Raw genomic sequence first — 21,424 nt, forward strand, 5'->3', positions numbered from 1 at the left:
GTAAAAAATTAAAAATCTATATTTAAAGATAGTTATTCTTTAAAATCTAAATTATAAAACTTAGCTTGATTTTGCAAATTGAATAATTATAAATTTAAAAATTTAAAATCTAATGTTAAAATCTAATGAAGCATTGATTTATATTATTTAAAAAATAAATTTTTATCTCCAACCCCTAGTCATATCCAACATAATATGCGAGAATGTGTCGCAATTTATATATTTGCCTTATCCTTTTCATCAAAGGTAACCTTATATAAATTTCTTGCTAATTTAAGATATTTATGACCTAAAAGATCTAAAAAATCATTTCTTGCATCATATCTTGTATAAAAACCAGTTTTTTCAATTTTTTGCAAACACCATTTAAATTTAGCCTTAAGTTCGGCTTTGTGTTGCAAATAATAAACATCATTTTTAATAATTTTATCATCTAATTTATCCACACTATAAGACATAGAAAAAACAACAATCATAAAAAGTAAATTTTGACCCTTCATTTTAAATTCCTTTTAAGTGTTTTAAAATACTATAAAAATTTAAGTTTCAAAGTGCTTAAATTTCAAAGCTAAAATATTAAGGAAAAAATAGAAAAATTTTAATAAAAATAAGGCTTTATGCTTGACAAATAAGAAATTTTAAGCTATAATCCGTGTTTTTTATGTGCTGGTTTAGCTCAGTTGGTAGAGCAGCTGCCTTGTAAGCAGCAGGCCGGGGGTTCAAGTCCCTTAACCAGCTCCATTATAATTGCATATTTTTTAACAGTGTTTGACCAGAATATCGTTGTTTTATAAAGTTTATAAATGATATTTTTTGTTTTTCGGTGAGTTACTCAAGTGGCCAACGAGGGCAGACTGTAAATCTGCTGGCTTTCGCCTTCCGTGGTTCGAATCCACGACTCACCACCATTTTAGTTACTTGCGGGAGTAGCTCAGTTGGCTAGAGCATCAGCCTTCCAAGCTGAGGGTCGCGGGTTCGAGTCCCGTTTCCCGCTCCAAAAGAAGTAAAAGCTGGGAGCTGTATTTTTATTAAAGTTTACAGAATTATCCCGTTTTGGTTTTTAGAGTTGTCTGTGTTTGTTTATGATTTTTCTGAGCGCTCGTATGGCTCAGAGGTAGAGCACTCCCTTGGTAAGGGAGAGGTCGCGGGTTCAATTCCCGCTATGAGCTCCATTTTGTGAAAAATATAAATATAGACTTATTTTGCTTTAAATTTATTTTATACGGAGGAATAAGATGGCTAAAGAGAAATTTTCGCGCAACAAGCCACATGTAAATATAGGAACCATAGGTCACGTTGACCATGGCAAGACTACACTAACAGCTGCTATTTCTGCTGTTTTATCAAGAAAGGGTTTAGCAGAGCTTAAAGATTATGATAATATCGATAACGCTCCTGAAGAAAAAGAACGTGGTATTACTATCGCTACTTCACATATAGAATACGAAACAGATAATCGTCACTATGCACATGTTGATTGTCCAGGACATGCTGACTATGTTAAAAACATGATTACAGGTGCTGCACAAATGGACGGGGCTATTCTTGTTGTTTCTGCTGCTGATGGTCCTATGCCACAAACTAGAGAACATATCTTACTTTCTCGTCAAGTTGGTGTACCTTACATAGTTGTATTTATGAATAAGGCTGATATGGTTGATGATGCTGAGCTTTTAGAATTAGTAGAAATGGAAATTAGAGAATTATTAAGTTCTTATGATTTCCCTGGTGATGATACTCCTATTATTGCTGGTTCTGCGTTAAAAGCACTTGAAGAAGCAAAGGCTGGACAAGATGGAGAATGGTCAGCTAAAATTTTAGATTTAATGGCTGCTGTTGATAGCTATATTCCAACTCCAACCCGTGATATTGAAAAAGATTTCTTAATGCCTATTGAAGATGTTTTCTCTATCTCTGGTCGTGGTACTGTTGTAACAGGTAGAATTGAAAAGGGTGTAGTTAAAATCGGTGATACTATTGAAATAGTAGGTATTAAAGATACTCAAACTACTACAGTTACTGGTGTTGAAATGTTTAGAAAAGAAATGGACCAAGGTCAAGCTGGTGACAATGTGGGCGTTTTGCTTCGTGGTACTAAAAAAGAAGATGTAATTCGTGGTATGGTTCTTGCAAAACCTAAATCAATAACTCCACATACTGAATTTGAAGCTGAAGTTTATATCTTAAATAAAGATGAAGGTGGTCGTCATACTCCATTCTTTAACAACTACAGACCTCAATTTTATGTAAGAACTACTGATGTTACAGGTTCTATTAAGTTAGCTGAAGGTGTTGAAATGGTTATGCCTGGTGAAAATGTTAGAATTAGCGTTACACTTATTGCACCTGTTGCACTTGAAGAAGGAACAAGATTTGCTATCCGTGAAGGTGGTAAGACTGTTGGTTCTGGTGTTGTTTCTAAGATTAATAAATAAAAAATTTTAAGCCAAGTTTTTAAACTTGGCTTTTTTAAATTTTAAGGAAAAACAATGAGAATTAAAGTTGGTTTAAAATGTGAAGAAAGTGGTGATATCAATTATAGCACCTTTAAAAATAGTAAAAACACTACTGAAAAGTTAGAATTGAAAAAATATTGCCCAAGACTTAAAAAACATACAATTCACAAAGAAGTTAAGTTAAAAAGTTAAATTTGGATAAAAGGACAATAGCTCTAATGGTAGAGCGCCGGATTCCAAATCCGATGGTTGGGGGTTCGAGTCCCTCTTGTCCTGCCATAGTGTAAGGTTTTAATATGGAAAAATTAATAACTTATTTTAAATTATCAAGAGTAGAATTAAGGAAAGTTATTTTTCCTTTAAAAGAACAAGTTAGAAACGCATATATAACCGTGTTTATAGTGGTTAGTGTGGTTTCTTTATTTTTGGCATTAGTGGATTGGATTATGTCTTTATTCGTTTCTGCAGTTATTTGAAGGATTAAAAATGGGTACTCATAAATGGTATGCGATTCAAACTTATGCAGGAAGTGAAATGGCTGTAAAAAAGGCCATTGAAAATTTAGTTAAGGATAACAAAATTGAAGAACAACTTAAAGAGATAGTAGTTCCTACAGAAGATGTTATCGAGTTTAAAAACGGAAAAGAAAAGATTAGCGAAAGAAGTTTGTATTCTGGTTATGTTTTTGCATTGCTTGATTTAAATATTGAACTTTGGCATAAAATTCAATCTCTTCCAAAGGTTGGTCGTTTTATAGGCGAGTCAAAACGTCCTACCCCGCTAAATGAAAAAGATATAAATTTGATTTTAGAAAAGGCGTATAACCGAGCTGCACCTAAGCCTAAAATTTCGTTTGAGTTAGGTGAAAATGTTCGTATTATAGGTGGTGCTTTTGCAAATTGTACTGCTATTGTTCAAGAATATGATATGGTTAGAGGTCTATTAAAATTAAATGTTTCAATCTTTGGTCGCTCAACACCAGTGGATAATATACCTTATTCTCAAGTTGAGAAAATTATTTAATATCAAGCTAAAGGAGATTTGTTATGGCTAAAAAAGTCGTAGGTGAGATTAAATTGCAAATTGCTGCAACAAAAGCAAATCCTTCACCTCCAGTTGGTCCAGCATTAGGTCAACAAGGTGTTAATATTATGGAATTTTGCAAGGCTTTTAATGAAAGAACAAAGGATATGGTAGGTTTTAATATTCCTGTTGTTATAACTGTTTATGCTGATAAAAGTTTTACTTTTATTACCAAGCAACCACCGGCTACTGATTTGATTAAAAAGGCAGCTGGAATTTCAAAGGGTACTGATAATCCTTTAAAAAATAAGGTAGGAAAGCTTACTAAAAAACAAGTTTTAGAAATTGTTGATAAAAAGCTTGCGGATTTAAATACAAAAGATAAAGAACAAGCAGCTAAGATTATTGCTGGTTCGGCTCGTTCCATGGGCGTTGAAATAGTTGATTAAAAATTTACAACCACCAAGGGTGGTAGCACTTTAAAAATGCGGAGAGAAAAATGGCTAAGATAACAAAAAGATTAAAAGAATTATCACAAAAAATTGATGCAAATAAGGATTATTCTTTACAAGAAGGGATTGAACTTGTTAAAAATTTAGCTTCTGCTAAATTTGATGAGACTGTTGAGTTAGCACTTAAATTAAATGTTGACCCAAGACATGCAGACCAAATGGTTAGGGGTTCTGTTGTTTTACCTGCTGGTACTGGCAAAAAGGTACGCGTTGGTGTTATAGCAAAGGATGCTAAGGCCGATGAGGCTAAAAATGCAGGTGCTGATATAGTTGGTAGTGATGATTTAATAGAAGAAATTCAAAAAGGCAATATGAATTTTGATGTTTTAATTGCTACACCAAATTTAATGGGTCTTGTTGGAAAGGTTGGTCGTATTTTAGGACCTAAGGGCTTAATGCCAAATCCTAAAACGGGAACCGTTACGATGGATGTTGCGCAAGCTATCACAAATGCAAAAAGTGGTCAAGTAAATTTCCGAGTTGATAAACAAGGAAATATCCATGCTGGACTTGGTAAGGTTAGTTTTAGTAAAGAACAATTATTTAATAATCTTTCAACCTTTATCAAGGCTATAAATAAGCATAAGCCATCAGCTGCAAAGGGCAGATATATAAAAAGTGCGGCTTTGTCTTTAACGATGAGTCCTTCTTTAAAACTTGAAACTCAAGAATTGCTTGATATGAAATAAGAGTTGTTTTTTACAACTCTTATGAATTTAAATTTGAAAAAAAGTTCTTTTTTTGAAATTTAAATTTAGATTGAAGATAGTCGAGGCTTATGCTTAAATGGGAAACCGCTCTGCTTGAAATCTCAATCGGAAAGGAGAAAATGTGACTAAAAGCGAAAAAATTGAAATTGTTTCTAAGCTCGAAGAAGGTTTTAAAAGTAGTGAAGCCATTGTAGTATGTAATTACAAAGGACTTAGTACTAAAAAACTTGAAGAATTAAGAAACAATGCAAGAGAAAATAATGTTAAAGTACAAATTATTAAAAATACTTTAGCTAGCATTGCTCTTAACAATTCCGGTAAAACAGGTCTAGAACTTAAAGATACAAATATATATCTTTGGGGAGAAGACCAACTTAGTGTTTCAAAGATTGCAGCTAAATTTGAAGAAAATAATAATGAATTTTTTCAAATAAAATTAGCCTATATTGATGGCGAAGTTGCTGATATAGCTAAAGTTAAGGCATTGGCTAAAATGCCTTCAAGAAATGAGTTGCTTGCTATGCTTTTGCAAGTATGGAATGCGCCACTTACCAATTTTGTAATTGGTTTAAATGCGCTTAAAAATAAAAAAGAATCAGAATAAAAAAGGATAAAAAATGGCAATTAGTAAAGAAGATGTATTAGAATATATCTCAAATTTGAGTGTTCTTGAATTATCAGAATTAGTTAAAGAATTCGAAGAAAAATTTGGCGTTAGTGCAGCACCTGTTGTAGTAGCTGGTGGTGCAGGTGGCGGTACAGCTGGAGGTGCTAGCGAAGAAAAAACTGAATTTAATGTTGTTTTAGTTGAAGCTGGTGCTAAGAAAATAGAAGTTATTAAGGTTGTTCGTGCTTTAACAGGTCTTGGTTTAAAAGAGGCAAAGGATGCAGTTGAACAAACTCCTTCAACATTAAAAGAAGGAATTGCAAAAGCAGAAGCAGAAGAAGCTAAAAAGCAACTTGAAGAAGCTGGTGCAAAAGTAGAGCTTAAATAATTTTTTCAGTGTTTAAAGAAGACTAGTTTTTAGTCTTCTTTTTTAAATTTACCTATTTTTTTAGGTCTTCTTTTTATGACAAATTTACCATGGGGTAGTAATATGTTAGACAATAAGCTAGGAAATCGTTTAAGAGCAGATTTCTCAAATATTTCAAAACAAATAGAAATTCCAAATCTTTTACAACTACAAAAAGCAAGTTTTGATTATTTTTTAAATCTTAGTAATACAAATAGTGAAAGTGGCATAGAAAAGGTTTTTAAATCTATATTTCCTATACACGACCCACAAAATCGTTTAAGTTTAGAATATGTTAGTAGTGAGATTACAAAGCCAAGATATACCATACGAGAATGTATGGAAAGAGGGCTTACTTATTCTGTGAATTTAAAAATGAAAATTCGCCTTACACTTTATGATAAAGATGAAAAAAGTGGAGAAAAGGTAGGCATAAAAGATATTAAAGAACAAGATATTTTTATACGCGATATTCCTTTGATGACTGATAGGGTTTCTTTTATAATTAATGGCGTTGAAAGGGTGGTTGTTAATCAACTTCATAGAAGCCCGGGCGTTATTTTTAAAGAAGAAGAAAGTTCAACGGTCGCAAATAAATTAGTCTATACAGCCCAAATCATACCAGATAGGGGTTCTTGGCTATATTTTGAATATGATGCAAAAGACGTACTTTATGTAAGGATAAATAAAAGAAGAAAGGTGCCTATAACAATCTTATTTAGGGCCCTAGGATATAAAAAACAAGATATTATAAGATTATTTTACCCTATACAAACTATCTTTGTTAAAAAAGATAAATTTTTAACTGAATTTAACCCGAATAATTTTATAGATAGAGTAGAATACGATATTAAAGATGAAAAAGGCAATATTGTTCATCAAGCTGGTAAAAAATTAACTAAGAAAAAAAGCGACCAACTTATAAAAGATGGTTTAAAATGGATAGAATATCCTGCTGATACCTTGGTAAATCGCTATTTAGCTAATCCTATAATAGATAGTGATACAGGAGAAGTACTTTTTGATTCTATAACTCAAATTGACGAGGCTAAATTAACAAAGATTAAGGAACAAAAAAGCTTTGATATAGCAAATGATATGGCAAATGGTGTTGATGCGGCTATTTTAAATTCCTTTGTACAAGACAATGAAACTTTAAAGCTTTTAAAACAAAGTGAAAATATAGATGATGAAAACGACTTAGCTGCTATTAGAATTTATAAGGTTATGAGACCTGGAGAACCTGTTGTAAAAGAGGCAGCAAAGGTTTTTGTAAACGATTTATTTTTTAATCCTGAAAGATATGATTTAACCAAAGTTGGTAGAATGAAAATGAATCATAAATTAGGGCTTGAAGTACCTGAATACATGACCGTTTTAACAAATGAAGATATTATAAAAACTGCAAAATATCTTATAAAGATTAAAAATGGAAAAGGTCATATTGATGATAGAGACCATTTAGGAAATCGTAGAATTCGTTCTATCGGTGAGTTATTAGCAAATGAACTTCACCTTGGACTTGCTAAAATGCAAAAGGCTATTAGAGATAAATTTACAGCCTTAAATGCAGATATTGATAAGGTTATGCCTTATGATTTGATAAATCCAAAAATGATAACTACAACTATTTTGGAATTTTTCACAGGTGGTCAGCTTTCTCAATTTATGGACCAAACAAATCCTTTAAGCGAAGTTACTCATAAACGCCGTTTATCAGCACTTGGCGAGGGTGGTTTAGTAAAAGAAAGGGCAGGTTTTGAGGTACGGGACGTACATGCTACTCATTATGGTAGAATTTGTCCTGTTGAAACGCCAGAAGGTCAAAACATAGGGCTTATTAATACACTTTCTACTTATGCAAAGGTTAATGAACTTGGCTTTGTTGAAGCTCCTTATAAAAAGGTTCAAAATGGTAAAGTTTTAAATGAGATTGTATATCTAACAGCCACTCAAGAAGAAGGACTTTTTATAGCTCCTGCTTCTACAAAGGTTGATGCAAGGGGTAATATTTTAGAAGATTTTATAGAGGTTAGACAAGATGGAGAAACCACGCTTGCAAGGCGAGAAGACGTACAATTAATAGACCTTTGTTCTGGTATGATAGTTGGCGTTGCAGCATCATTAATTCCTTTCTTAGAACACGATGATGCAAACCGTGCTTTAATGGGTTCAAATATGCAAAGACAAGCCGTACCACTTTTAACTACAGCTGCACCTATAGTTGGAACAGGTATGGAAAGGATTATCGCAAGAGATGCTTGGGAGGCTATTAAGGCAAAAAGAGGCGGGGTTATTGAAAAGGTTGATAATAAAAGCATATTTATACTAGGTGAAGATGATAAGGGACCTTTTATAGACCATTATATAATGGAGAAAAATTTAAGAACAAATCAAAATACAACCTATATTCAACATCCTATAGTAAAAAAAGGCGAAGTTGTTAAAGCAGGGCAAATTATAGCAGATGGTCCTAGCATGGACCAAGGAGAATTAGCTATTGGCAAGAATGTTTTAGTAGCCTTTATGTCTTGGAATGGTTATAATTACGAAGATGCCATTGTGGTAAGTGAAAAAATTATAAGAGATGATGTTTTTACTAGCGTTCATATTTATGAAAAAGAAATCGAAGCAAGAGAATTAAAAGATGGGGTTGAAGAGATTACAAAGGATATTCCAAATATAAAAGAAGAAGATGTGGCACACCTTGATGAAAGTGGTATTGCTAAGATAGGCACTCACATTAAGCCAGGTATGATTTTAGTAGGTAAGGTTTCTCCAAAAGGAGAGGTTAAGCCAACTCCTGAAGAAAGGCTATTGAGAGCTATTTTTGGTGAAAAAGCCGGACATGTTGTAAATAAATCTTTATACGCTACTGCTTCTTTGGAAGGTGTTGTGGTTGATGTTAAAATTTTCACTAAAAAGGGCTATGAAAAAGATAGTAGGGCTATGAAGTCTTATGATAAAGAAAAGGTAGCACTTGAAAAAGAACACCATGATAGGCTTTTAATGATGGATAGAGAAGAAATGCTAAGAGTAATCTCTCTTTTATCAAAGGCCCATCTTGCTAGTGGTCAAAAAATTAATAATAAAAACTATAAAAAAGGGCAAAAGGTCGAAGTTAGCGACTTAGAAAAATTTAATCGCTTTACCTTAACTACCTTGATAAAAGCTTATTCAAAGGATATTCAAAAAGAATACGAAGAGCTTAAAAATTATTTTCAAGGTGAAAAGAAAAAATTAAAGGCTGAACACGATGAAAAGCTTGAAATTTTAGAAAAAGATGATATTTTGCCAAGTGGTGTTGTAAAACTTGTAAAAATTTATATAGCCACAAAGAGAAAGCTTAAAGTTGGTGATAAAATGGCAGGTCGCCACGGAAATAAGGGCATAGTTTCTACTATAGTACCTGAAATTGATATGCCTTATTTAGCCAACGGAAGAAGCATAGACATAGCCTTAAATCCACTAGGTGTTCCAAGTCGTATGAATATAGGACAAATTTTAGAAAGTCATTTGGGATTTATAGGGCTTAAATTAGGAGAACAAATTCAAGATATTTTTAATGCTAAACAAAAAGATTATATTAAACAATTAAGAAATAAAATGCTTGAAATATGTTCTATTTCCCGTCTTGCAAGTGAAAAAGATGCCATTAAAAAATTAAGCGATGATGAGCTTTTAAATTATGCTAGAGATTGGGCTAGAGGTGTTAAATTTGCTACCCCTGTTTTTGAGGGCGTAAATATAGAAGAATTTAGAAAGCTTTTTGAAATGGCAAAGATTGATGTGGATGGAAAAACTGAGCTTTATGATGGACGTACAGGAGAAAAGATTGATGAAAGGGTGCATGTTGGTTGTATGTATATGCTAAAACTACACCATTTAGTAGATGAAAAGATACACGCAAGAAGTACTGGACCTTATAGCCTAGTAACACAACAACCAGTAGGTGGTAAGGCCTTATTTGGTGGTCAAAGATTTGGTGAAATGGAAGTTTGGGCACTTGAGGCATATGGAGCAGCACATACTTTAAGAGAAATGTTAACCGTAAAATCAGATGATGTTGAAGGACGTTTCAATGCTTATAAAGCCTTAACCAAGGGTGAAAATGTACCTGCAACTGGAATTCCAGAAACATTTTTTGTTTTAACAAATGAGCTAAAATCACTAGCCTTAGATGTTGAAATTTTTGAAAAGGACGATGATAATGAGTAAATTTAAGACTATAAAAATAGAAGAAGATACAAGACCAAGAGATTTTGAAGCCTTTCAATTAAGACTTACAAGCCCTGAAAAAATAAAATCTTGGACATGTGGAGAGGTTAAAAAACCAGAAACTATTAATTATCGAACCTTAAAGCCTGAAAGAGATGGGCTTTTTTGTGCTAAAATTTTTGGTCCTATTAGAGATTATGAATGCCTTTGTGGTAAATATAAAAAAATGCGTTTTAAAGGCACAAAATGTGAAAAATGTGGCGTTGAAATAGCAAGTTCAAAGGTTCGTCGTTCAAGAATGGGACACATAGAATTAGTAACCCCAGTAGCACACATTTGGTACGTAAATTCCTTGCCAAGTCGTATAGGAACGCTTTTAGGCGTTAAAATGAAAGACTTAGAAAGAGTGCTTTATTATGAAGCCTATATAGTTGAAGAACCAGGCGAGGCTTTTTATGATAATGACAATACAAAAAAAGTCGCACATTGTGATGTATTAAACGAAGAACAATATCAAAATTTAATGCAAAGATATGAAAATAGTGGTTTTAAGGCTAGAATGGGTGGTGAAGTTGTTAGGGATTTATTAGCAAATTTAGACCTAGTATCTTTGTTAAATCAATTAAAAGAAGAATTACAAGCTACTAACTCAGAGGCTAAGAAAAAGACTATTATTAAAAGGTTAAAAGTAGTTGAGAATTTTTTAAATTCAAATTCAAATGGAGATAGTGAGGACACTGTTCCTAATCGCCCTGAATGGATGATGATTACAAATTTACCTGTTTTACCACCTGATTTAAGGCCTTTGGTTGCATTAGATGGAGGAAAATTTGCTGTTTCTGATGTAAATGATTTATATCGCCGTGTAATTAATAGAAACACTAGACTTAAAAAATTAATGGAACTTGATGCACCTGAGATTATTATTAGAAATGAAAAAAGAATGTTACAAGAAGCAGTTGACGCTCTTTTTGATAATGGTCGCCGTTCAAATGCTGTAAAGGGTGCAAATAAACGTCCATTAAAATCTTTAAGTGAGATTATAAAGGGAAAACAAGGTCGTTTTAGACAAAATTTACTTGGAAAAAGGGTTGACTTTTCTGGTCGTAGCGTAATCGTTGTTGGTCCAAAGCTTAGAATGGACCAATGTGGTTTGCCTAAGAAAATGGCACTTGAACTTTTTAAACCACATCTCTTAGCAAAACTTGAAGAAAAGGGTTATGCTACCACTGTTAAACAAGCTAAAAAAATGATAGAAAATAAAACTAACGAGGTTTGGGAGTGTCTTGAAGAAGTAGTTAATGGTCATCCTGTTATGCTTAACCGTGCTCCTACCTTGCATAAACTTTCTATTCAAGCCTTTCACCCTGTCTTAGTTGAGGGCAAGGCTATACAACTTCATCCTTTAGTTTGTGCTGCCTTTAATGCTGATTTTGATGGCGACCAAATGGCAGTTCACGTTCCACTTTCTCAAGAAGCCATTGCAGAATGCAAGGTTTTAATGCTTTCATCTACTAATATTTTATTACCTGCAAGTGGTAAGTCAGTAACCGTTCCAAGTCAGGATATGATTTTAGGAATTTATTATCTTTCACTTGAAAAAACAGGGGCTAGAGGAGCCCATAAAATTTGTACTGGAATTCATGAGGTAATGATTGCCTTACAATTAAAATGCCTTGATATACACGCAAATATTCAAACTATGGTTGATGAACGTAAAATTACTACCACTGCTGGTCGTTTGATTATTAAAAATATCTTACCTGATTTTGTCCCTGAAAATATGTGGAATAAGGTTTTAAAGAAAAAAGATATTGCAAATTTGGTTGATTATATTTATAAAAATGGTGGCTTAGAAATTATGGCAAGCTTCTTAGATAAGCTTAAAAATTTAGGTTTTGAATATGCAACTAAGGCTGGAATTTCTATATCAATTGCTGATATTATCGTGCCAGAAGACAAACAAAAAGAAATAGAAAATGCTAAAAAGCAAGTTAGCGAAATTCAAAATTCTTATAATCTTGGTCTTATTACCTCGAGCGAAAAATACAATAAAATCATTGAGATTTGGAAGAGTACAAATAACAAACTTTCAAAAGAAATGATGGATTTAGTTGAAAGAGATAAGGATGGCTTTAATTCTATTTATATGATGGCTGATTCTGGTGCTAGGGGGAGTGCAGCACAAATTTCACAACTTGCTGCTATGCGTGGTTTGATGACTAAGCCTGATGGTTCTATTATAGAAACTCCTATTATCTCAAATTTTAGAGAGGGCTTAAATGTGCTTGAGTATTTTATTTCAACGCATGGGGCTAGAAAGGGTCTTGCAGATACTGCTCTTAAAACTGCAAATGCTGGTTATTTAACTAGAAAGCTTATTGATGTGGCACAAAATGTTAAGATAACCATTGAAGATTGTGGTACTCATGAGGGCATTGAGATAAATGAAATAACAGCTGATAGTTCTATAGTTGAAACCTTAGAAGAAAGAATTTTAGGTAGGATTTTAGCAGAGGATGTAATCGACCCTATAACAAATTCGGTTTTATTTGCAGAAGGTACTTTGATTAATGAAGAAAAGGCTAGAATTATCACTGAAAGTGGTATTAAAAGCGTAAATATTAGAACTCCTATTACTTGTAAGGCTAAAAAGGGAATTTGTGCAAAATGCTATGGTATCAATCTTGGGGATGGTAAAATGGTAAAACCAGGCGAAGCTGTAGGCATTATATCAGCCCAATCAATAGGCGAACCAGGTACTCAATTAACCCTTAGGACTTTCCATAGTGGTGGTACTGCAAGTACTGATTTACAAGATAGACAAGTAAGTGCTAAAAAAGAAGGTTTTATAAGATTTTATAATCTAAAAACCTATAAAAACAAAGAGGGTAAGAATATAGTAATCAATAGAAGAAATGCTGCAGTTTTCCTTGTAGAACCGAAAATAAAGGCACCTTTTAAGGGTGTAATTAGCATTGAAAATATACATGATGATGTCACTATTACTCTTAAAAATAAAAAAGATGAGACTAAATTTACACTTAGAAAATATGATCTAGCTAAGCCAAATGAGTTAGCTGGTGTAAGTGGTAACATAGATGGAAAATTATACTTGCCTTATACTGATGGAAGCGAGATTGAAGAAAATGAAAGCATAGTTGAAGTGATTAAAGAAGGCTGGAATATACCAAATAGAATTCCTTTTGCTAGTGAAATTTTAGTAAAAGATGGCGACCCTGTGGTACAAAACATAAGGGCAGGGGAGAAAGGAATTTTAAAATTTTATGTTCTTAAAGGCGATGGACTTGATAGAGTTAAAAATATCAAAAAAGGCGATATTGTAAAAGAAAAAGGCTTTTTTGTTGTATTGGCTGATGAAAATGATAGAGAGGCAAAAAGGCATTATATACCTAGAGAAAGTAGGATAGAATTTAACGATAGCGTTGAGATAGATGACCCTAATGCCATTTTAGCAAGTGCTTCTAAAAAAGAAAAAATTGTAATTGCAAAATGGGATGCTTATAATAATACTACAATTGCTGAAATTGATGGTGTTGTTAGTTTTGATGGCATTGAAATAGGTTATATTGCTGATGAACAAGTCGATGAAGCCACTGGAAAACGTTCTTTGGTTATAAATGAATATATTCCAAGTGGGGTTCGTCCGGCTATTATTATCACAGGAAAAAATGGTAAAAGCGTACAATATCAACTTGAACCAAAAACAGTTATCTTTGTAAATGATGGAGATAGTGTAAAACAGGCTGATATCTTAGCTAAAACTCCAAAGGCAGTTGCAAAATCAAAGGATATTACGGGTGGTTTGCCTAGGGTAAGTGAGCTTTTTGAGGCAAGAAAACCAAAAAATATAGCTATGATTGCAGAAGTTGATGGGATTGTCCATTTTGATAAGCCTTTGCGTTCAAAGGAAAAGATTATCATTGAAACAGAAGATGGGATAAGTGTTGAGTATTTAATAGACAAATCAAAGCATATTCAAGTAAGAGAAGGCGAATTTATACATGCTGGTGAAAAGCTAACTGATGGGTTTATTTCAAGCCATGACGTGCTTAAAATTCTAGGTGAAAAGGCCTTGCATTATTATTTGATTTCTGAAATTCAACAAGTTTATCGAAGTCAAGGCGTTGTGATATCTGATAAGCATATAGAAGTTATTGTTTCTCAAATGCTAAGACAGGTAAAGGTTATTGATAGTGGTAATACTAAATTTATAGAAGGGGACTTAGTTTCTAGGAGAAAATTTAGGGAAGAAAATGAAAGAATTATAAAAATGGGCGGAGAACCTGCTATTGCCGAACCTGTGCTTTTGGGTGTTACAAGGGCTGCTATTGGAAGCGATAGTGTTATTTCTGCTGCGTCTTTTCAAGAAACTACAAAGGTTTTAACAGAAGCCAGTATAGCTGGGAAATTTGACTATTTAGAAGACTTGAAAGAAAATGTTATTCTTGGCAGAATGATTCCTGTTGGTACTGGGCTTTATGATGAAAATAATTTAAAGCTTAAAGAACAAAATTAGGGTCTAAATTTTTAGACCCTTTATCTCTAAAATTTTTTTTAAAAAAATTCTTTTTTATTGTTATTTTTACTTGTTTTATTAGTGAAGTGTGTGGGGCTTTTTTATATGATTTTAAAATACATAAGCATACCCTTAAACAAGAATTTGTTAACAATAAAGAACTTATACGAAAAACTATAAAAGATAGTTTTAAAAAATTATTACTGCAATAGAAATATGCATTAATGATATAAGTAGAATAAAAGAATATAAATATAAAATTGCTTATATACAAAGATTTTATGATATAGATAACGTATTTTTAGATAATATGAATTAAGAAAGAAAGGATATCACAATGAAGTTATTAATGATATGCTTAAATTTAGATATTTTACTTATATAGCAGGACTTGAAGAAATAATTTATTATAATAAAACCATTAAAGAAGTATATAATATACTTGATTTAGAAAATTTACAAGGTGATACTGACTAATCATTATGTTTAAAAGAACTGATTTTATCAGCTAAAATGCCAACGCAAGATTATTTTCCTTTTATAAAATATGAATTTGGTACAAAAATATCAATCTTACTTGTTCAACAAGAAAAAATTATGATGATGAATTAAGATTAAATGATAGTACTTATTATAAAGTATATAATATTTTGGGTAGATTCTAAAAGTTTAGTTTTAAATATTGATTATTTTAATCTATACTATATGAAAGAAGTATGAAAAAATACCCATTTAAAATGTTAGAATAATAAAAAATTTTTATTAATTAAAAATTTAAGGACTAACCCATGACCCTATAAACAAAACCGAGGCTAAATAAATTTTATTCAACTCTTGGCATAGAAACAAGCTTTCCAGAAGAAGTAGATATATAGTAATCAAAGAAATTTTAAAATCATAATTAAAAATATAAATTTATAAGAAATAACAAAACAATAACACTACAAAAAATTCACAAACAAATTTCTATGAAAAAATTTCACTCTTCATAGAAATTAAACGCCTTTTGGCTTAGAATTTGACGCACCTTTTCTTGATGTTCTTTGCCCTTTGTTTCAAGCGTTATAGAAATCATAGCATCCCCATAATCAAGCTTAGTTGAAAAGCGGTCATAATCAATTTTTACTATATTTGCATTAGCACTTTTAAGACTATCAGTTAAGCTTAAAAGTGCGCCGGGTTTATCGATTAGTGTAACATTTATTTGCATCTTGCGATATGCCTTAAAAAGTCCCTTTTCTATGATAATATTTAACATTTGTACGTCAATATTTCCACCACTTATTATAACGCCAACCTTTTTAGCATTATTAAGCTTTATTTTTTTATGTAAAAGTGCACTAACCCCAACAGCCCCAGCCCCTTCTGCGATAATCTTGTGTTTTTCAAGCAAATACAAAACAGCCTCGGCAATCTCTTCATCATCAACTTGCACAAATTCATCAACGCACTCAAGTATAATATTTAAATTCTTAGGATTAGCATCCCTAACAGCTATACCATCAGCAATGGTCCTAACGCTTTTTGAATTCTTTGCCTTTTTATGTCGATAGCTTTCATACATGGCAGGGGCACCCTTTGCACTAACTGCAATTACCTTTATATTTGGATTTATTTGCTTTGCAGCACTTGCTACGCCACTTATCAAGCCTCCTCCTCCAACTGGCACTATAATCATATCCAAATCAGCCACATCATTTAACATTTCAAGCATTATAGTACCTTGTCCAGCCATTACCATTTCATCTTCAAAGGGGTGAACAAAGCTTAATTTATGTTTCTTTGCATAATCAACAGCAAAGGCAAAGGCCTCGTCAAAATTATCTCCCTTTAAGATAATCTCAGCTCCCAAAGCCCTTGTAGCACTCACCTTTAAAAGAGGGGTTGACTCAGGCATTACAATAACAGCCTTTATGCCAAAATTTCTAGCACTGATTGCCACTCCTTGTGCGTGATTTCCAGCACTTGCAGCAATAACTCCTTTTTGTTTTTCTTCTTCGCTTAAATTTAAGATTTTATTATAAGCCCCTCTAATCTTATAAGCCCCTGTAATTTGCAAATTCTCACTTTTTAAAAAAATTTCTGTATCTAGCATTTGACTTAAAAAAGGCGAGTAAGTAAAGGGCGTTTTAGAAATATAATTTGAAATTTGTTGTTTAGCCCTATAAATTTTGTTAAGTTCTATCATCTTTTATCCTTTTTTGAAATTCTAGCATTATACATTTGTCTTGTATAAAATTTATATTACATTCTTGTGCAAGTCTTGCTACTTCGTTATTTACAATGCCAAGTTGTAGCCAGAAATTTTTAATATTTTTTTCTTTAATAAGTGGGAAAATTTCACTAGCAAACTCACCCTTTCTAAACATTATGCAAGTGTCTATTTTTTTATTAATTTCTTTTAAATTTCTATACACTTTTTTATTTAAAATTTTATCTTCTTTTGGATAAATAGGAAAGATATTAAAACCCTTTTCTTGTAAGAATTTACCCACCATATAAGAAGCCTTAGAACTATCCGGGTTAAGTCCTATAATAGCGATATTTTTCATGGTATTTAATATAAAATCAATCTTTTCTTGCATATTCTCTTTCTTTGTAAATAAAAAGCTAAATTATAATACAATTTGCTTAAATTTAATCAATTTTTAACAAAGGCTAATTTTTTTTAAAATATTTTTTTGTAAAATCACTTAAAAAAAGGAGATATTATGTTAGAACTTTACCCTTATATTTTAATCTTGCACTTATTTTGTGCGATATTTTTTATAGGTTATTTATTTGTTGATTTATTTATTCTAGGTCCTATTAAAAGGAAAAATGCAAATTTAGGAAGTGAGTTTTTTAAAAATAATGCAGTAAAAATTATGCCCTTTATAGTTTTGCTTTTATTTTTAAGTGGTGGGGCTATGGCTAGTTTTCATTTTAATCCCTTAAATTTACTTTTTTTAATAAAAATGCTTTTAGCAGCCATTATATTTTGTTTAGTTATTTTTTCTTTAACTTATTATTTTTTATTAAAAAAACCTAACCATCTTGGAAAATTTGTTCATCCTATTGTTTTTATAATATGCTTTTTTATCGTTATTTTGGCTAAATTAATGAACTATATTTTTATATAATTTTAGCAAAATTAAAAAATTTAAAGGCTATAATTGCATTTATAAAACTAGCCTTTAAGGATAAAAATGAGTGAATTTACACACCTTCATTTACATACAGAATACTCGCTTTTAGACGGGGCAAATAAACTTAAAGAACTAGCCCAAACCTTAAAAGAACAAGGGGCAACCAGCGTTGCAATGACAGACCATGGTAATATGTTTGGGGCTATTGATTTTTTTTTGACTATGAAATCATACGGCTTAAAGCCTATAATTGGCATTGAAGCATACTTACATAATAACGATGATATAAGTGATAAAAGCTCTCGCCAACGTTTCCACCTTTGTCTTTATGCAAAAAACGAAGTAGGGTATAAGAATTTAATGTATTTAAGCTCACAAAGTTATATAAAGGGGCTTTATTATTATCCTCGTATTAATAAAAAACTTCTAGCAAAGCATAGCGAAGGGCTTATTTGTTCTTCTGCTTGTTTGCAAGGTGAGATAAACTGGCACTTAAATATACATAATGAAAGAAATGTTAAATTTGGTGCGAAAGGCTACGAGGTGGCAAAAGAGATTGCTTTGTGGTATAAGAGTGTTTTTAAGGATGATTTTTATTTAGAGATTATGAGGCATGGGATAGAAGATCAAAGATTAATTGATGATGATGTTATAAGATTAGCCAAAGAACTTGATATAAAATTAATAGCTACAAATGATACGCATTATACCTTTAAAGAAAGGGCAAGCGCACATGAAGTTTTCATGTGTATAGCAATGGGAAAAAAGCTAAATGACCCTGATAGATTAAGACATAGCGTACATGAATTTTATGTAAAAACTCCAGCCCAAATGAGTGAAATTTTTTTAGATATCCCAGAGGCTATATCAAATACCCAAGAAATAGTTCAAAAATGTAATTTAGAAATAAAACTAGGCGATGCAACCCCTCCAAATTTTAAATTTACAAGAAATTACGCAAAAGAATTTAATATTAGTTTAGATGAAGAATTTAAGGAATTTAGCTTTGATAATGATGATAAGATTTTTGAGTTTTTATGTGAAAAAGGACTTGAAGAAAGATTAAAATTTGTTGATGAAAATAAACATGAAGAATATAAGCAAAGGCTTCAAAGAGAGATTAAAATCATTAAAGAAATGAAATTTTCAGGCTATATGTTAATAGTACATGATTTTATAAAGGTTGCAAAGGACAAAGGAATTCCAGTTGGACCGGGTAGGGGCTCAGCTGCTGGAAGTTTGGTATCGTATTGCCTTAAAATAACAGATATTGACCCCTTGCCTTATAACCTGCTTTTTGAACGTTTTTTAAATCCTGAAAGAGTGTCAATGCCTGATATTGATGTGGATTTTTGTCAGGATAGAAGAGGGGAGGTTATTGATTATGTAATTGAAAAATATGGAAGTGATAAGGTAGCACAGGTTATTACCTTTGGTAAATTACTAGCAAAGGGAGTAATTAGAGATGTGGCTAGGGTTTGCGATATGTCAATAGCCGATGCTGATGCACTTGCAAAGCTTATACCTGATGAGCTTAAAATTACATTAAAAGAAGCCTATGAAAAAGAACCAAAGATTAGAGAATTTATAAACAATCACCCAAAGGGTTCAGAGGTTTGGGAATACGCCCAAGCCCTTGAAGGACTTAATAGAAACGCGGGAATGCACGCAGCTGGTGTGGTTATATCAAATGAGCCCTTATGGAATAAAACCCCTCTTTTTAGACAGGCAAAAAATGATGAAAATCACTTAGTAACGCAGTATTCTAAGGATTATTTAGAAAGTGTTGATTTAATCAAATTTGATTTTTTAGGACTTAAAACCTTAACCTTAATCGACAATGCCATTAGGCTTATTAAGCAAAGATATAATAAAGAAATAATTTGGGAAAGTATAGATGTAAATGATTCAAAGGTTTATAACACTATACAAAGTGGTAATACCTTAGGAATTTTTCAAATAGAATCAGGAGGTATGCAAAGCTTAAATGCGAGATTAAAACCTGAAAGATTTGAAGATATTATCGCTGTTTTGGCACTTTATAGACCAGGACCTATGGAATCGGGTATGCTTGATGATTTTATAGAAAGAAAACATGGGCATAAAAAAATAGTTTATCCTTTTGATAACTTAAAAGAAGTGCTTGAGCCAACTTATGGGGTTATTGTTTATCAAGAACAAGTTATGCAAATAGTACAAATCATAGGTGGCTTTTCTTTGGGTGGGGCTGATGTGGTTCGTAGGGCTATGGGTAAAAAAGACCCTGAAAAAATGGCAAAATTAAAAGATGAATTTGCAAATGGAGCACAAAATCAAGGCTATGATAGAAAAAAAGCAGAAGAATTATGGGAGTTAATAGTAAAATTTGCAGGTTATGGCTTTAATAAATCTCACTCAGCAGCCTATGCTATGATTACCTTTCAAACGGCTTTTTTAAAGACTTATTATCCTAGTGAATTTATGGCCGCACTTTTAACAAGCGAAGAAAATAATGTAGATAAGGTAGCTATTTACATAGATGAGATGAAAAAAATGAATATCAAACTTTTACCACCTAGTGTAAATAAGGCTATAAGGGAATTTAGTGCTGTTGCTATAAATGATAAAGAAGATGCTATAGTTTACGGGCTTGGGGCTATTAAAAGCGTTGGAATAGGGGCTGTGGAAAATATCTTAGAAGCTAGAAAAGATGGCGAATTTAAGGATATTGATGATTTTCTAAATAAAATTGATCCAGCTAAAGTTAATAAAAGAACCATAGAAGCCTTAGTAAAAGCAGGAGCCTTTGATGAGTTTAATTATACTAGAAAATGCCTTTTTAATAATCTTGATATTATGGCTGAAAGTTCTAGAAAAATGGCTAATATTAGAAAGGAGGCTAGTCAGTCTTTATTTAGCGTAAGTGAGCTTACAAGTGGCATTAAGGTAGATATTAAAAAAAACGATGATGAATTTGATTTAATGGATAAACTAGGTTTTGAAAAGGAAATTCTAGGTATTTATATATCAGGTCATCCTTTGGATAAATTTTATGATGAATTTAAAGATATAGAATATACAAAGAGTATTGAATTTGAAAATTTAAGTGGTTATGGGGAACTTTTAAGCATAGGAAGAATTGAAAATTTTAAGTCCTTAATAAGTAAAAATACTAAAAGATATGGGAGAGTTGAAATTTTGGATTTTTATTCTAGTTTTGAGGCTATGATTTTTGAATCAAATATATATTTAATTGAAAAAATTTATGAAAATAATGAAAGCAAAAATTTAGCCTATGGTTTTATTTTAAGCTATAAAAACGAAGAAGGGGAGCTTAGTTTTTTTATAAAGGATATTAAAAGGCTTGATGAATTAAAGAATTTAAATATAAAACCTAAAAAGAAAAAGCAAACTTATAAAGAAAATTTCACTAGTGAGCCTTTAGAGTTTGAAAGTAAGGTTATAAAACTTGATTTAAGCACCTTAAATAAAGATATAATTTATCAAATTTATGAACTTGCCACAAAAAAACATAATCCTTATGAAAAGGGCAATAAAAAGCTTATTTTACGCGTTGTAAGCACTGATTCTTGTCTGCTTTATCATACAAATTTTATAATACCTGAACAAACCATGCAAGAACTTGAAAAGTATGAAAATAGGGCGATTTGATTTTATTAAAATTCTTTAGCTTTGTGAGACTAGTTTTTTAAATAGCTCTTAAAGGGATTATATATTTTTTAATTTATTTTAAAAAATAAAATTTTAAAAAACAAGATAATTTTACCCTTAAAAACTTTAAATTTTTAATGCTAATTGAAGTTTAAAAAATATTTTAAAATAAA

At 31.7% G+C, this 21,424-nt stretch carries 16 protein-coding genes and 5 tRNA genes; 18 read left to right on the top strand and 3 right to left on the bottom strand.

Features of this window, described 5'->3' with window-relative positions:
* Positions 1-215: 215 nt before the first annotated feature.
* Positions 216-500, bottom strand: a complete 285-nt coding sequence (locus FMM56_RS02010) for a hypothetical protein (protein WP_150139733.1) — start codon at positions 498-500, stop codon at positions 216-218.
* Positions 501-665: 165 nt separating this feature from the next.
* Here FMM56_RS02010 and FMM56_RS02015 point away from each other — a divergent pair.
* The 16 genes from FMM56_RS02015 to FMM56_RS09135 all read left to right on the top strand — a co-directional run bounded on the left by FMM56_RS02015 (position 666) and on the right by FMM56_RS09135 (position 14,949).
* A tRNA-Thr gene (locus FMM56_RS02015) sits at positions 666-741 on the top strand.
* A gap of 81 nt (positions 742-822) precedes the next feature.
* Positions 823-908: transfer RNA gene (locus FMM56_RS02020), tRNA-Tyr, on the top strand.
* A 12-nt stretch (positions 909-920) separates the two neighbouring features.
* Positions 921-997: transfer RNA gene (locus FMM56_RS02025), tRNA-Gly, on the top strand.
* Positions 998-1,097: 100 nt separating this feature from the next.
* A tRNA-Thr gene (locus FMM56_RS02030) sits at positions 1,098-1,172 on the top strand.
* Positions 1,173-1,235: 63 nt separating this feature from the next.
* Positions 1,236-2,435 (top strand): elongation factor Tu, encoded by a 1,200-nt coding sequence (gene tuf / locus FMM56_RS02035; protein ID WP_150139731.1) that lies wholly within the window; start codon positions 1,236-1,238, stop codon positions 2,433-2,435.
* 54 nt (positions 2,436-2,489) lie between these two features.
* Positions 2,490-2,648, top strand: a complete 159-nt coding sequence (rpmG, locus tag FMM56_RS02040) for a 50S ribosomal protein L33 (RefSeq protein ID WP_150139730.1) — start codon at positions 2,490-2,492, stop codon at positions 2,646-2,648.
* A gap of 11 nt (positions 2,649-2,659) precedes the next feature.
* Positions 2,660-2,735, top strand: a tRNA-Trp gene (locus tag FMM56_RS02045).
* A 17-nt stretch (positions 2,736-2,752) separates the two neighbouring features.
* Positions 2,753-2,932: a preprotein translocase subunit SecE gene (gene secE, locus FMM56_RS02050; protein ID WP_150139728.1), complete on the top strand. Its 180-nt coding sequence runs from the start codon at positions 2,753-2,755 to the stop codon at positions 2,930-2,932.
* A 10-nt stretch (positions 2,933-2,942) separates the two neighbouring features.
* Entirely contained in the window at positions 2,943-3,479 is a 537-nt protein-coding gene (gene nusG, locus FMM56_RS02055) for a transcription termination/antitermination protein NusG (RefSeq protein WP_150139726.1), read from the top strand.
* Positions 3,480-3,502: 23 nt separating this feature from the next.
* Entirely contained in the window at positions 3,503-3,928 is a 426-nt protein-coding gene (gene rplK, locus FMM56_RS02060; protein ID WP_150139724.1) for a 50S ribosomal protein L11, read from the top strand.
* Positions 3,929-3,978: 50 nt separating this feature from the next.
* On the top strand, positions 3,979-4,680 hold the full coding sequence (rplA, locus tag FMM56_RS02065) for a 50S ribosomal protein L1 (RefSeq protein WP_150139722.1): 702 nt from the start codon (positions 3,979-3,981) through the stop codon (positions 4,678-4,680).
* Positions 4,681-4,822: 142 nt separating this feature from the next.
* Entirely contained in the window at positions 4,823-5,305 is a 483-nt protein-coding gene (rplJ, locus tag FMM56_RS02070; RefSeq protein WP_150139720.1) for a 50S ribosomal protein L10, read from the top strand.
* 13 nt (positions 5,306-5,318) lie between these two features.
* Positions 5,319-5,696: a 50S ribosomal protein L7/L12 gene (gene rplL / locus FMM56_RS02075; RefSeq protein WP_150139719.1), complete on the top strand. Its 378-nt coding sequence runs from the start codon at positions 5,319-5,321 to the stop codon at positions 5,694-5,696.
* Between the two features lie 102 nt (positions 5,697-5,798).
* A complete protein-coding gene (gene rpoB / locus FMM56_RS02080) occupies positions 5,799-9,932 on the top strand; it encodes a DNA-directed RNA polymerase subunit beta (RefSeq protein WP_150139806.1) in 4,134 nt (1,377 codons plus the stop codon).
* The gene (rpoC, locus tag FMM56_RS02085) at positions 9,925-14,472 is read left to right on the top strand and encodes a DNA-directed RNA polymerase subunit beta' (RefSeq protein WP_150207624.1); all 4,548 of its coding nucleotides are present in this window, start codon (positions 9,925-9,927) and stop codon (positions 14,470-14,472) included. The genes rpoB and rpoC overlap by 8 nt, the downstream gene beginning before the upstream one ends.
* A gap of 354 nt (positions 14,473-14,826) precedes the next feature.
* On the top strand, positions 14,827-14,949 hold the full coding sequence (locus FMM56_RS09135) for a hypothetical protein (protein ID WP_263312599.1): 123 nt from the start codon (positions 14,827-14,829) through the stop codon (positions 14,947-14,949).
* A 502-nt stretch (positions 14,950-15,451) separates the two neighbouring features.
* Here the strand turns inward: FMM56_RS09135 and ilvA are convergent.
* Positions 15,452-16,660 carry a threonine ammonia-lyase gene (gene ilvA, locus FMM56_RS02090; RefSeq protein WP_150139715.1) on the bottom strand — a complete coding sequence of 403 codons (1,209 nt, stop codon included), beginning with the start codon at positions 16,658-16,660 and terminating at the stop codon, positions 15,452-15,454.
* Complete coding sequence (locus FMM56_RS02095; RefSeq protein ID WP_150207626.1) at positions 16,647-17,057, bottom strand: CoA-binding protein; 411 nt, start codon at positions 17,055-17,057, stop codon at positions 16,647-16,649. The genes ilvA and FMM56_RS02095 overlap by 14 nt, the downstream gene beginning before the upstream one ends.
* Before the next feature lie 126 nt (positions 17,058-17,183).
* Between FMM56_RS02095 and FMM56_RS02100 the strand changes: the two genes are divergently transcribed.
* On the top strand, positions 17,184-17,594 hold the full coding sequence (locus tag FMM56_RS02100) for a hypothetical protein (protein ID WP_150139711.1): 411 nt from the start codon (positions 17,184-17,186) through the stop codon (positions 17,592-17,594).
* A 66-nt stretch (positions 17,595-17,660) separates the two neighbouring features.
* Positions 17,661-21,251, top strand: coding sequence for a DNA polymerase III subunit alpha (gene dnaE / locus FMM56_RS02105; protein ID WP_150207628.1), 3,591 nt, complete (start codon positions 17,661-17,663; stop codon positions 21,249-21,251).
* Positions 21,252-21,424: the final 173 nt, after the last annotated feature.

The sequence above is a fragment of the Campylobacter sp. LR264d genome (assembly GCF_008633895.1).
Taxonomy (GTDB): domain Bacteria; phylum Campylobacterota; class Campylobacteria; order Campylobacterales; family Campylobacteraceae; genus Campylobacter_D.

What these genes read in the sequence shown, in the direction of transcription:
- FMM56_RS02100 (WP_150139711.1), top strand. Translation starts at nt 17,184, where the DNA reads ATGTTAGAACTTTACCCTTATATTTTAATCTTGCACTTATTTTGTGCG.
- FMM56_RS02010 (WP_150139733.1), bottom strand. Translation starts at nt 500, where the DNA reads ATGAAGGGTCAAAATTTACTTTTTATGATTGTTGTTTTTTCTATGTCT.
- rpoB (WP_150139806.1), top strand. Translation starts at nt 5,799, where the DNA reads ATGTTAGACAATAAGCTAGGAAATCGTTTAAGAGCAGATTTCTCAAAT.
- ilvA (WP_150139715.1), bottom strand. Translation starts at nt 16,660, where the DNA reads ATGATAGAACTTAACAAAATTTATAGGGCTAAACAACAAATTTCAAAT.
- nusG (WP_150139726.1), top strand. Translation starts at nt 2,943, where the DNA reads ATGGGTACTCATAAATGGTATGCGATTCAAACTTATGCAGGAAGTGAA.
- rplL (WP_150139719.1), top strand. Translation starts at nt 5,319, where the DNA reads ATGGCAATTAGTAAAGAAGATGTATTAGAATATATCTCAAATTTGAGT.
- rplK (WP_150139724.1), top strand. Translation starts at nt 3,503, where the DNA reads ATGGCTAAAAAAGTCGTAGGTGAGATTAAATTGCAAATTGCTGCAACA.
- dnaE (WP_150207628.1), top strand. Translation starts at nt 17,661, where the DNA reads ATGAGTGAATTTACACACCTTCATTTACATACAGAATACTCGCTTTTA.
- FMM56_RS09135 (WP_263312599.1), top strand. Translation starts at nt 14,827, where the DNA reads ATGCTTAAATTTAGATATTTTACTTATATAGCAGGACTTGAAGAAATA.
- rplA (WP_150139722.1), top strand. Translation starts at nt 3,979, where the DNA reads ATGGCTAAGATAACAAAAAGATTAAAAGAATTATCACAAAAAATTGAT.
- rpoC (WP_150207624.1), top strand. Translation starts at nt 9,925, where the DNA reads ATGAGTAAATTTAAGACTATAAAAATAGAAGAAGATACAAGACCAAGA.
- tuf (WP_150139731.1), top strand. Translation starts at nt 1,236, where the DNA reads ATGGCTAAAGAGAAATTTTCGCGCAACAAGCCACATGTAAATATAGGA.
- FMM56_RS02095 (WP_150207626.1), bottom strand. Translation starts at nt 17,057, where the DNA reads ATGCAAGAAAAGATTGATTTTATATTAAATACCATGAAAAATATCGCT.
- rpmG (WP_150139730.1), top strand. Translation starts at nt 2,490, where the DNA reads ATGAGAATTAAAGTTGGTTTAAAATGTGAAGAAAGTGGTGATATCAAT.
- secE (WP_150139728.1), top strand. Translation starts at nt 2,753, where the DNA reads ATGGAAAAATTAATAACTTATTTTAAATTATCAAGAGTAGAATTAAGG.